Origin of the sequence: Psychrobacter sp. TB20-MNA-CIBAN-0197 (assembly GCF_040309765.1) — a bacterium.
GTDB lineage: Bacteria > Pseudomonadota > Gammaproteobacteria > Pseudomonadales > Moraxellaceae > Psychrobacter > Psychrobacter submarinus.
Window position 1 is genome coordinate 61103 of record NZ_JBEOPC010000016.1, and the last position, 12559, is coordinate 73661.

A 12559-nucleotide genomic window follows, 5' to 3' on the forward strand; every position below is an offset into this window, starting at 1 on the left:
ATGGCTGATAATCCCAACAAGGCAAAAATCACCGATAATGGCACTGATAAAAATCAAGGTGCGTCACTCAGCCATGAGCGCTTAAACAGCCATGAGCGCTTAAACAGCCACGAGCGCTTAACTAATAGTAGCCTTACCCAAATCGACTGGCAGCGTTTTGACGATGGCAGCTACTCATCGAGCAGTTACATTCATCGGGATCTATCTTTATTGCAGTTCAATCTGCGCGTCTTAGCACAAGCAGCCAGCCCTCGTCATCCGCTTCTTGAGCGGCTGTTCTTTTTGATTATATTTTCTTCAAATATGGACGAGTTTTTTGAGATTCGCGTGGCAGGCATCATGCAAAAGCTCAATATAGGCGATGTGCCTAGTAGCCCGCATGGGATGCGCCCAAGTGAAGTGCTTAAAGAGATATCAGCGGTGGCGCACGAGGCTATCGATGAGCAGTATCGTATTTTAAACCAAGATATCTTGCCAGCGCTTGCCAAAGAAGATATTCGCTACTTGCGCCGTGATGAGCTAAATGCCGAGCAGTCGGCGTGGATGAAGCGTTACTTTATCGAGCAAGTCTCGCCAGTGCTGACGCCAATTAGTATTGATCCGGCGCACCCGTTCCCGCGCCTGGTCAATAAGAGCCTGAATTTTATCGCCACTTTAGAGGGCAAGGATGCTTTTGGCCGCGATATCAATTTAGCGATTGTACCGGCGCCGCGTAGCCTGCCGCGGGTGATTCGTCTGCCTAATGAGCTGACGGGCGGCAAAGAGCATCACATCATGCTCTCAGCGGTAATCCATGAGCATGTGGGTGAGCTCTTCCCCGGCATGAATGTCACTGGCTGCCATCAGTTCCGTCTGACTCGAAACGCTGATTTGGACTTAGCGGATGATGTCGACGATATTGCCAAAGCACTAGAGGGCGAGCTTGAAAACCGCCGTTTTGGTGACAAAGTACGCCTTGAGGTTACCACCGACTGCCCAACGCCTATCAGCGATTATCTGCTTGAAGAGTTTGAGCTGCATGATAACCAGCTATACCGAGTCAACGGCCCAGTCAACTTAACGCGGCTGTTATTTGACTTTAATATTCCCAAACTGCGTTATCAGTCCTTTACCCATATCGTCCCTAAGCCGTTCCGCCGTGAGTTCGATAAGCTCGATCGTTCCACGAGTATGTTTGGCGCGATGCGTAAAGGCGATGTGCTCGTCCATCATCCTTTTCATGCCTTCTCGCCGATTGTCAATCTGCTATGGCAAGCAGCAAGCGATCCAAAAGTGCTGGCGATTAAGCAAACCTTGTACCGCTCAGGCACCAACTCTGAGATTGTCCAAGCGCTAGCGGCCGCCGCGCGTAATGGCAAGGAAGTGACAGCGGTGATTGAGCTGCGCGCGCGTTTCGATGAAGCCTCTAATATCGCAGTTGCAAACTTCTTACAAGAGGCAGGCGCGGTCGTCGTCTACGGTATCGTCGGCTACAAGACCCATGCCAAGCTGATGCTTATCGTGCGCCGCGAAGACGACCGCATTCGCCGTTATGTGCATCTTGGTACGGGTAACTATCATGCTGCCAACGCCAAAGTCTATACCGATTATGGGCTGTTCACCGCTGATGATGATATCTCAGAAGATGTGCACAAAATCTTCCAAGAGCTAACGGGGATGGGGAAGCCTGCCACCCTCAAAAAGCTGCTACACGCGCCTTTTACCTTGCACGATAACTTGATGAGCTTCATTGACGATGAGATCGCTCATGCCAAAGCCGGTAAGCGCGCGCATATGATTATCAAAGTCAATGCCTTAACCGAGCGGCGACTGATTGCCAAGCTCTACGACGCCTCGCAAGCTGGAGTCAAGATTGAGCTTATTCTGCGCTCAATCTGCTGTCTGCGCCCGCAAGTCAAAGGGCTGTCTGAAAATATCACCGTGCGCTCTGTCGTCGGACGCTTCTTGGAGCATACACGCATCTATTATTTCCATAATGGCGGCGATGAGCGCATGTATTTAGGCAGTGCTGATTGGATGGATCGTAACCTGTTCCACCGTGTTGAAGTGGCCTTTCCTATTGAAGATAAAAAACTATTCGCGCAAATCTATCAAGACGGTCTGCAAAATTACCTAAAAGATAATGTACAAGCTTGGACGTTAGCAGGGGACGGGCGTTGGCAGCAGTTGAGTCCAGTTAATGACGCCTTGCCACACGTTGCGCAAAATCATTTACTCAGTGTCATTAACCACGTCGATGAATAAACAATAATCATCGTATTCTACTATTAGAGGTTACAAACTGTCTTGTAACCTCACATTTATTCACATATTGATACGGCAGTGCACTAGCGTATGGTTTATGCTTTTTTCTATACTTGAAAGTACAGTAATCAAAAGTACAACTTATCTATCATCTAATTATAAGAATAGGAATAATACTATGAGTAACGCTAGTGATAATAAATCTGATGTTCAGCAAGCTGCTAATACAGCCAATGCCGACAAAATCGAAAAAAACTTACAACAAGATAATGATTCAAAAAAGCCTGAAGACTTAGCAGAAAACGAAAAGACACCCTTTATAGATGAACAAACCCGTACTGACAAATAGTGCGCCGCTAAAAAAGCAAAAGATCATCAGAACAATCAATAGAGGGATATATTATGGTTAATAAATCGACAATTACGGACAATAAAACACGAACTCGTGTGGATGATATGAGGCCGAATGATGAAGAGGTCGTGCCAATTGACGATCCGGCAGATGCCAAACGGGAGAATCCAACCAATAGCTATGAAGGCCGCAAGCATGAGCCAAAGATAGATGGCCCTGAACAAGTCTCTCAAGAGACTGACGAGGTCTATGCTGACCCGCGTCGAGAAGAGAATCTTCCAGCAGGTGGTAAGAATGTCGCTGATCTTAATGCGCACGATCTAAGTCAAGACAATAACCAAATTTAATTTATACTCGCTTGTCTTATATAGATAGCTGTATAGAAGGTTTTTACCTTACTTATTTAAACGACGTCCACATCTATAATTACAACAAAGGATGAAACCATGCAAACTAAAGATCCAGCTTTAACTAAGACACCTATTAGTAGCCATGACGCTATAAGTGAAATGGTCGAAAATACAAATGGCAACAAAGATCCTAAATATTCTGAGCGCGAGCAGCGCCACATTGATGAGACAGTGAGTGCTAGTGACAGAGTAGATGGCGTTGCTACTGTTAGAGATGATGCTAATGTGCCTCATGAAGGTTCCGTAGAAAACCACGAGGATATTGAGCGCAATACCACTGTTAATAAAGGTACAGATACCTTCGAAGACGACATTGTAGACTCAGAGCATGTCAATGACGGTGATAACCCAGCGCGTCAACCGGATCGCCGTGACCAACAAGGCAGTAGCCCCTTTGATGGTAATGTTAACGACCAAACTGTAAAAAGCGCAGAGCCTAAGAGCGAAGAGATCAATGATTTAAACCGTTACGCCAGTATCGACAACGCGCAAACGCGTATTTTAAATCCTGATGAAAAAGATTAAATCTCGCATCAGTAAGATTTGAGCATATTCTTAAGTTGAGCAGTTAAGTAATTAAATGGCTCATTTATTTGAATTGAGGATATGCTCTAGCACTAGGGTTTAAAATAAATGATTGAAAAGGATTATTCATGAAAAATAATAGAGAAGACTATAAGTTAAAAGACGCGGATGACAATGAAGGTATCGTGCCCGATGATGCGCTACAAAAGGTAAATCCAGCTGCTGCTGAGCAAGCCTCAGACGATCATGATCCGCATAATATTGCCAAAGATCATAAGCAACACGATACTAGCATTACTGAAACCAAAGATTAGTAAGTAAAACTAGAAACAGAAGTATAAATAATTACTGAAAAAGCAGCGCCTTACTGTCTCCTAAAAGACAGTAAGGCGCTGCTTTTTTTATGGGGAATCAATCAGTGGCATTAAGCCATGTACTAGGGCGTATCCCTAATTCAAGCGTTTATGACTAAATGGGCTAAAAATGGCTAAATCTTTGGCAAACGGTGTCAAATAGCTGGTCAATATCTTGATATTACCTGCGCTATTTTCCTTGTTTGCCTGCGATTTATCTCATTTTTATCACCATTTTTGAAATAGGGACACGCCCTAGAATTATTGTTAGCTAAACCATGAATTAAACAGGTACGCCGCTATGAAAGCGTAGCTCATTATCAGGACTGGTAATAAGCTCAGCTTCTACCGCTCTAAAAAAAGCCACACGTTCATCGATATTCTCAGCCGCTAGCGACTGCGCTAACTGTAGATAATCTTCAAAATGACGACTCTCTGATTTTAGTAAATAACGGTAGTATTTAGCCAAGCGCTCATCATCTATTACATTGCTTAGTGCCGCAAAACGCTCACATGAGCGCGCTTCTATAAAAGCGCCAATGATGAGTACATCAACCATAGCTGCAGGCTCAAAAGTGCGCTTGTGTTTTAGCAAGCCTTTGGCATAACGGCCTGCGCCTAGATGTTGCCACGCTTGACCACGCTCTTTCATAATCCCTAATACTTGCTCGTAGTGCAGCATCTCTTCCCGGACTAATTGAGCAAGCTTGCATTGTAAGTCATGGGAGAATTCATAGCGAAACATCAGATTCTTTGCGGTTCCCGCCGCTTTTTTTTCGCAGTTCGCATGGTCTTGGATAATGATGGGTAAGTTATTGACCGCCGCATTTATCCAATCCCGTGTCGTTCGCCCTGCCAAAAACGTATAAATCGCTGATAGATCGACATTTGAAGGTGAAGTCTGAGCTAAAGTTTGACCGACAGCAGCCCGTTCATTTGGTTTTTTATTTTCGCTTATTGCTTTGATTTTGATATCAGTCATAGTCTAATCAGGTAAAGTGGACAATTTGGTAAATTTTATCATTGAGCGCTTTGCTCAGCCGAAATGATTACTTACAGTTTAATCATACTCGTAAGTCATCAGTACCCTAGCGCTTCCTTGTACGAGTTAAACAAGCCGTGGTAAAGGCTATCATATTTATACAAGGCGACTATTTATCTACTAAATAGCGCGTTCTTGTTAATTTCTTGATTTGATAGTAGGATAATCTTTGATTTTAGAATCATTATGTCATAGATTATTTTAGCATGAGCCTATCATTCATATAAGAACATTGATTATAAGACTTCTAAATGCTTGTTCGCTATAAAGGTATAACGATAATCTCAGTTAAGCACCCTTTATTGCTCAAGCGCCTCCCTAAACTTATTACAAGGATATCATTATGAGTCAGGATTTAAACGCCAATCGCATCCAAAAAGGCAGCCTTGCTATCGATAAGCAGATGTATGACTTTATCGAAAACGAAGTACTGCCAAAAGTAGGCGTCGATTCAGAGAGCTACTGGTCAGGGTTTGAAAAGGTAGTCAAAGAGTTCACTCCGCGTAATAAAGCCCTGCTTGCGACTCGTGATGAGATGCAAAAGCAGATTGATCAATGGCATCTAGATAACCCTACTAATAGCGGCGAAGTCGACTTTGCAAAGTATAAGCAATTCTTACAAGAGATTGGCTACTTATTGCCAGAAGGCGAGGACTTTCAAGTCTCAACTGAGAATGTCGATGAAGAAATCGCTCATATCGCAGGGCCACAGTTAGTCGTACCGGTGCGTAACGCTCGCTATGCTTTGAACGCGACTAACGCTCGTTGGGGTAGCTTGTACGATGCGCTTTATGGTACAGATGTTATCAGTGATGAGAACGGTCAAGAGGCTAAAGGCGGCTATAATCCTACTCGCGGCGCCGCTGTCGTGGCTTATGCCAAGCAATTCTTAGATGAAAACTTTGCGCTTGCATCCGGCTCTTACACTGAGGTTACTGGTTTTGAAGTGGTCGATGGTAAGCTACAAATCACTCAAGGCGATAATAGCACTGAGCTTAAAGATGCAGAGCAATTTGCAGGTTACATGGGAGAGGCAAGCAGTCCAACAGCGGTGCTACTCAAGAACAATAATCTGCACGCCGAGATTCAAATCGATAAAGACAGCCCAATCGGTAAAGACGATGCAGCAGGTATCAAAGATGTGCTACTCGAATCGGCTATCACTGCCATTCAAGATGGCGAAGACTCTATCGCCGCAGTCGATGCTGAAGAAAAAGTCGAAGTGTACCGTAACTGGTTTGGCCTAATGAACGGCGATCTGCAAGAGACTTTTGAGAAAGGCGGTAAGACTCGCACTCGTCAGCAAAACCCAGACCGCGTTTATACTGCGCCAGATGGTAGCGAGCTAGTCCTGCCAGGCCGCGCTTTGCTACTACTACGTAACGTCGGACACTTAATGCAAAACCCAGCTATCTTGGTTGATTTGGGCGAGGGGCAAGAAGAGATCTTTGAGGGCATTATGGACGCTCTAGTGACGCCATTACTGAGCCTAAATGACCTAAAAGGCAAGACTAAGCTGTCAAACTCACGCAAAGGCTCTATGTATATCGTTAAGCCAAAAATGCACGGCCCTGATGAAGTGAAGATGGCCAATGACTTATTTAATGCCTCTGAGGACTTATTAGGTCTTGAGCGTAATACCTTAAAGATCGGTATCATGGACGAAGAGCGCCGCATGACGGTCAATCTAAAGAACGCTATTCGTCAAGCTAAAGAGCGCGTCATCTTCATTAATACCGGCTTCTTGGATCGTACCGGCGATGAGATGCACACCAGTATGAATGCAGGGCCATTCGTACGTAAAGGCGAGATGAAGTCGCAAGCATGGCAGCCAGCTTACGAGCAGTGGAACGTCGATGTCGGTCTTGAGGTAGGTCTGCAAGGCCGCGCTCAGATCGGTAAAGGCATGTGGGCTAAGCCTGATGAGATGAAAGAGATGATGGAGACCAAGGCAGCGCATCCGCAGTCAGGCGCTAGCACGGCTTGGGTACCGTCACCAACGGGTGCAACCTTACATGCCATGCATTATCATCAAGTCAACGTAAAAGACGTACAAGACAAGCTAAAATCGCGTAGCCGCGCTGATGTCGATGATATCTTGACCATTCCTTTGACCAGTGAGGCCAATTGGAGCGAAGAAGAGAAGCGCCAAGAGCTTGAGAACAACGCTCAAGGCATCTTGGGCTATGTCGTGCGCTGGGTGAACCAAGGTGTTGGTTGCTCAAAGGTGCCAGATATCAATGACGTTGGCCTAATGGAAGATCGTGCGACTCTACGTATCTCAAGCCAGCACATCACCAACTGGCTACATCATAATGTAGTAAGCGAAGAGCAAGTCATGGAAACCATGAAGCGTATGGCAAAAGTCGTCGATGAGCAAAACGCGGGCGATCCTAGTTACCAAAATATGGCACCTGATTTCGATAACTCTTATGCGTTCCAAGCGGCTTGTGATCTAGTATTTAAAGGTCGCGAGCAGCCTAGTGGTTACACTGAGCCACTACTGCATCAAGCGCGCCGTGATCTAAAAGCTAGCAGCGCTTGCTAAGTAAGCGGCTCAAAGCTGTCATATAAGGTTTTAGTCTATTATCTTATATGACGCGTTATTAGCCCTCCTATTCGCTCTAGAAGACGGATAGGGGTGTTATACCTATAATTATAAATTGCTAGTACAAGCACTCCTATTAAGACGATAGGGGTGCTTTTTTATGGTTAACATATCTCTTAAGACACGGCTTTGAGCTACCTTCTAATCCTTATGAAAGACTAACTAGGATCAAGAAGTTTATTTCCGTGAATAGTGAAATAAAAAGTGAAAGAATTAGGACTAAATGTCAAAAAAAATGTTGCAAATTATGTCAAAGTTGTTATGCTTGTACTCGAAGTATGAGTTTGGTAACGGATGTTACGCAGTAGGACGCATAAGACTTAAGTTTACATGGTAGTTACATTACAAGTTACGTAAATGCTTTCTATATGTAAGTTAGGGTTTTTTCATATTACGGTAATAAAACTTCGCCATACTTGTTTCTGACTAATCTCGGTAGCCAGTTACACATTATATCTTTGAGGATTTGTGACGATACCATTTTGGGCACCGGCTAATAATAGCTCGCTCATTACTAAAATTGTAAAGTGGAGATACCCCCATGAAAAAACTACTTTTAGCTACAGCCGTTGCTGCTCTATCTGTATCTGCAGCACAGGCAGCACCTACCGTTTATGGTAAAGTATTCGTTACTACTGATTACGTTAATGCTGAAATTGATGGTCAGAATATGGATAATAATAACAGAATTAATGAAGACAACGGTTCATTACAAGTTAATTCTAAGCTTTCACGTTTAGGCTTCAGAGGCTCTGAAGCGATAACGGCCAACACTGACGTAATTTACCAATTAGAGTACGGCGTTCAAGTTGATGATAGTGGTAGCGATAACATTGGCTTCAAAAGTCGTGATACTTATTTAGGTTTAAAAAATAAAGACTTCGGTGAATTCCGCTTTGGTCGTAACTACACAGTCATTGACTATATCAATAACGTATCAGTTAATGAAGGTTATTGGGATAATCTTGGCTCTAGTACTCTGAACAACAACGACAGCTTTGCTAATATTTTGACCCCGACCGTTGGTAACCGTATCAATAATTCAATCGTTTGGAAAGCGCCTAAATACAATGACCTACCATTAGCGCTTGCGCTGATGTATGGTGCTGATGAAGACTTTATATCTGATAGCAATGATCGTGACGCAGGCTATGGTGCCTCATTGATGTTTGATCCAGGTACAGGCATTACCGCTGGTATTGCTTATGAGCAAGACATGAGTGTTAGTGGTGATATTATCCGTGGCAGTGCTAGCGTCGATTTAGGTAAATATATCGCAGCTCCTGTAAAGTTAGGCGTTCTATATCAAGAAGCTGACTATGCCGGTACTACTACTGCAACAGAGGACGGTTTAGTGGTGAGTGCTGAAATGGGTCTTTCGAATTTTGCCCGTCCAGCCTCTGTTTATATTCAGTATGACAAAACCGACAATATCAGTGGTCTTGAGAATAATGACTCAAATCAAGTCGTTGTAGGTGGCAAATATGCGTTTAAAAATAATATGATCGCTCATGCCTATGCTGGTCTAAATTCAGCGGAATTAAACAATGGTCGTTTTGGTTCGAGAGACGAAGACGGCAATGTTAATGAAATCGACTTACGTGGTGATATTGATGTACTCGCTATCGGTGGCGGTCTAGAATACTTATTCTAATCTAAACATTAGAAACGTATTATAAAAAACTCATCCTTCGGGGTGAGTTTTTTTGTTTTGTAATCAATACTGTGTCTTGAACAACAGCGTGTCTTAAATAACAGAATCCGTAAAATTAATAATAACATTTGTGTAAATTTTGGTTTTTTCACCTTACTGTAATATTTGGTTGGTAAAGTTGTGTCTAAGTAATGCTTCTAGCTCATATATATAAATGTTCTATAGGGTAGTCACCCTGCCATTATATATATCGGCCAATCTTAGCCAATTTATCACTCAAATCGTAAAGTGGAGATACCCCATGAAAAAACTACTTTTAGCGACAGCAATCGCCGCCCTATCTGTATCTGCAGCCAACGCCGCCCCAACTGTTTATGGTAAAGCATTCTTAGCAGCTGACTATGTTAACGCTGAATTCGATGGCCCTGCTGGCAACATGTATGATGAAGACACAATAGAAATCAATTCTCATTCTTCACGTATCGGTTTTAAAGGCTCTGAAGCCATTACTGCCAATACTGATGTGATTTACCAACTAGAGTATGGCACAAGCATTGATGGTGATAGCAATGGCTTTAAAAACCGCGATACATTCCTAGGTGTAAACAACAAGCAATTTGGTGAGTTCCGTGTTGGTAAAAACCAATCATCATTAGATCGTATCAATAACGTTGCTACTGCTGATGGCGGCTACTGGAATTACCTAGGTAGTAAAGCTAGTAAAGATAATATGGTAGAAAGTGGTCGTATTGATAACTCAATGATCTGGACTGCTCCTAAGTATCAAGGTCTTCCATTACAGTTGTCAGCAATGTATGCTGCTGATGAAGATGACAATAGTGGTGATGGTTTTGGTGTTGCTGCTATGTTTGACCAAGGTACTGGCTTCACCGCTGGTGTTGCTTATGATAAAGACTTAAACCTTGGTAATGGTGGCTATAATCAAACTGGTGATATTATCCGTGGTACTGCTACTGTAGATTTGTCTAAGTTTGCTGCTGTTCCAGTAATATTAGGTGCTTTATACCAAGTAGCTGACTTTGATTTTGCTGATAGCGAAAAAGAGAAAGGTTTTGTTCTAAGCGCGGCTATGGGTTTACAGAATTTTGCTAAACCAGCTACTGTTTACGCTCAGTATAACAACACTTCAAACCTACGTGGTTTTGATGGTATAGATTCTGATCAAATCGTTGTTGGTGGCAAATACTTCTACCAACCAAATATGATCGTGCATGCATATGCGGGTCAAAATGATAGTGATCGTGATGTTAGATTTGACGGCGTTCGTGGCGATACTAAAACACTAGCTATCGGTACTGGTCTAGAATACAAATTCTAATCTAAACATTAGAAAACGTATTATAAAAAACTCATCCTTCGGGGTGAGTTTTTTTGTTGTGACCTTTTTAAAGCCGCAGTGGGTTATAATAGCTACGTATTTACGATGATTACGCACTTATGACAATTAAGCGTTAAAAACTGAGTGTTTTAAAGAGTTTGCGCTTTTGCCCTATATTTTGTAGCGTATTTTTAGTAAAATCCTTCTTTACCAATTACCGACAGAGTACTATGACCAAGTTTATATTTGTGACCGGTGGGGTAGTGTCCTCACTAGGAAAAGGTATTACCGCAGCCTCTCTTGCCGCAGTCCTTGAAGCACGTGGCGTGAGCGTGACGATGACCAAAATGGATCCGTATATCAACGTCGATCCAGGTACGATGAGTCCGTTCCAGCATGGCGAAGTGTTCGTCACCGAAGATGGCGCTGAGACCGATTTGGACTTGGGCTATTATGAGCGCTTCTTACGCCACTCTAAGATGAGTAAGAGCAACAACTTTACCAGTGGCCGTATCTATCAGAACGTTTTGAATAAAGAGCGCCGCGGTGAATATTTGGGCGGTACGGTACAGGTGATTCCGCATATCACTGATGAAATCAAAAGTAAAATCCTTGCCAGTGGCCAAGGCTACGACATCGCTATTATCGAAATTGGCGGTACGGTCGGTGATATCGAGTCACTTCCCTTTATGGAAGCGGTACGCCAAATGCAAGTAGAGCTAGGTCGCAATCGCGCCATGCTGATGCACTTAACGCTGGTGCCTTATATCGCCAGTGCGGGCGAAACCAAAACCAAGCCTACTCAGCATTCAGTAAAAGAGCTACGTTCTATCGGTCTGCAGCCAGATATCTTGATCTGCCGCTCTGACCACCATATCTCACAAGACAATCGCCGTAAGATTGCACTATTTACCAACGTCGAAGAGCGTGCGGTGATCATGTGTGAAGATGCGCAAAGTATTTATCAAATACCGCGTACCTTGCATGAGCAAGATCTTGATGATTTAATCTGTGAGCGCTTTGGTCTTGATGTACCAGAAGCAGATCTTAGCGATTGGGACAAAGTGGTCGAAGCACAGCTCAACCCAGAGTCGACAGTCACTGTCGCTATGGTTGGCAAATATGTCGAGCTACCTGATGCTTATAAGTCTATCAACGAAGCGTTATTGCACGCTGGCTTTACCCATCAGGTGTCTGTCGACATCGACTATATTGATGCTGAACGTCTAGAAACAGATGACAGCCTGTTTGCGCGCTTAAAGCAAGCCGATGCTATCTTGGTTCCAGGTGGTTTTGGTGAGCGTGGCACAGTCGGTAAGCTAAAAGCCGTCACCTATGCGCGTGAAAACAACGTACCGTACTTGGGTATTTGCTTAGGTATGCAGCTGGCAGTCATTGAATATGCCCGTAACGTGCTAAAAATCGATGCCAATTCATCTGAATTTGACCGCAAAAGCGCGGAGCCTATCATTGGTCTGATTACCGAATGGTTGGATGAGCGCGGCGAGCTACAGATTCGTAGCGATGATTCAGATCTTGGCGGCACCATGCGCCTTGGCGCGCAGCAAGCAGAGTTGGTTGCGGGCAGCAAGCTGAGCCAAATTTATGGCGCAACACGTATCAGCGAGCGTCATCGTCATCGTTATGAAATGAACAACCGCTATATTGAGCCGCTTGAGCAAAATGGTATGAAAATCTCAGGCTACTCTGCCAAGCAGCATTTGGTTGAGTCAGTCGAGATCAGTGAGCATCCTTGGTTTATCGCGGTACAGTTCCACCCAGAATTTACTAGCTCGCCACGCGGTGGCCACCCGCTGTTTAATAGCTTTGTGAATGCTGCGAATAAATATAGCAGTGCAAAGTAGCGGTAAGTAGACTTCGTACACTGTATGAGCTTGAATAAAAGATCAATCTTCGGATTGGTCTTTTTTTATCACCAACGCTGTAAAACCATGTCCTTCTAGGGCATGGATGTAAGGCGTCAACCGTTGTCACCTAAGATGACATCTACCTTGTCAACTCTGCTTATTGA

10 protein-coding genes are annotated in these 12559 nt (G+C 43.8%); 9 read left to right on the forward strand and 1 reads right to left on the reverse strand.

The window, feature by feature from the left end; all coding sequences use genetic code 11:
- From ppk1 to AAEY83_RS06835, 5 genes are all read left to right on the forward strand, one after another.
- Window positions 1-2244 (forward strand): polyphosphate kinase 1, encoded by a 2244-nt coding sequence (ppk1, locus tag AAEY83_RS06815; protein WP_025643953.1) that lies wholly within the window; start codon window positions 1-3, stop codon window positions 2242-2244.
- 178 nt (window positions 2245-2422) lie between these two features.
- Window positions 2423-2593 (forward strand): hypothetical protein, encoded by a 171-nt coding sequence (locus tag AAEY83_RS06820; RefSeq protein ID WP_198013370.1) that lies wholly within the window; start codon window positions 2423-2425, stop codon window positions 2591-2593.
- Between the two features lie 53 nt (window positions 2594-2646).
- Window positions 2647-2943, forward strand: coding sequence for a hypothetical protein (locus AAEY83_RS06825; protein WP_025643951.1), 297 nt, complete (start codon window positions 2647-2649; stop codon window positions 2941-2943).
- A 99-nt stretch (window positions 2944-3042) separates the two neighbouring features.
- On the forward strand, window positions 3043-3531 hold the full coding sequence (locus tag AAEY83_RS06830) for a hypothetical protein (protein ID WP_025643949.1): 489 nt from the start codon (window positions 3043-3045) through the stop codon (window positions 3529-3531).
- Window positions 3532-3659: 128 nt separating this feature from the next.
- Complete coding sequence (locus AAEY83_RS06835; protein WP_025643947.1) at window positions 3660-3845, forward strand: hypothetical protein; 186 nt, start codon at window positions 3660-3662, stop codon at window positions 3843-3845.
- Window positions 3846-4167: 322 nt separating this feature from the next.
- On the opposite strand, the gene AAEY83_RS06840 is transcribed toward AAEY83_RS06835, so the two are convergent.
- On the reverse strand, window positions 4168-4866 hold the full coding sequence (locus AAEY83_RS06840; protein ID WP_025643945.1) for a MiaE family protein: 699 nt from the start codon (window positions 4864-4866) through the stop codon (window positions 4168-4170).
- A 403-nt stretch (window positions 4867-5269) separates the two neighbouring features.
- On the opposite strand from AAEY83_RS06840, the gene AAEY83_RS06845 reads away from it, so the two are divergent.
- The 4 genes from AAEY83_RS06845 (at window position 5270) to pyrG (ending at window position 12392) form a co-directional block, all read left to right on the forward strand.
- On the forward strand, window positions 5270-7474 hold the full coding sequence (locus AAEY83_RS06845; protein ID WP_025643943.1) for a malate synthase G: 2205 nt from the start codon (window positions 5270-5272) through the stop codon (window positions 7472-7474).
- A 601-nt stretch (window positions 7475-8075) separates the two neighbouring features.
- Window positions 8076-9188: a porin gene (locus AAEY83_RS06850; protein ID WP_025643941.1), complete on the forward strand. Its 1113-nt coding sequence runs from the start codon at window positions 8076-8078 to the stop codon at window positions 9186-9188.
- A gap of 301 nt (window positions 9189-9489) precedes the next feature.
- Window positions 9490-10527, forward strand: a complete 1038-nt coding sequence (locus tag AAEY83_RS06855) for a porin (protein ID WP_025643939.1) — start codon at window positions 9490-9492, stop codon at window positions 10525-10527.
- 230 nt (window positions 10528-10757) lie between these two features.
- The gene (gene pyrG / locus AAEY83_RS06860; RefSeq protein ID WP_025643937.1) at window positions 10758-12392 is read left to right on the forward strand and encodes a CTP synthase; all 1635 of its coding nucleotides are present in this window, start codon (window positions 10758-10760) and stop codon (window positions 12390-12392) included.
- Window positions 12393-12559: the final 167 nt, after the last annotated feature.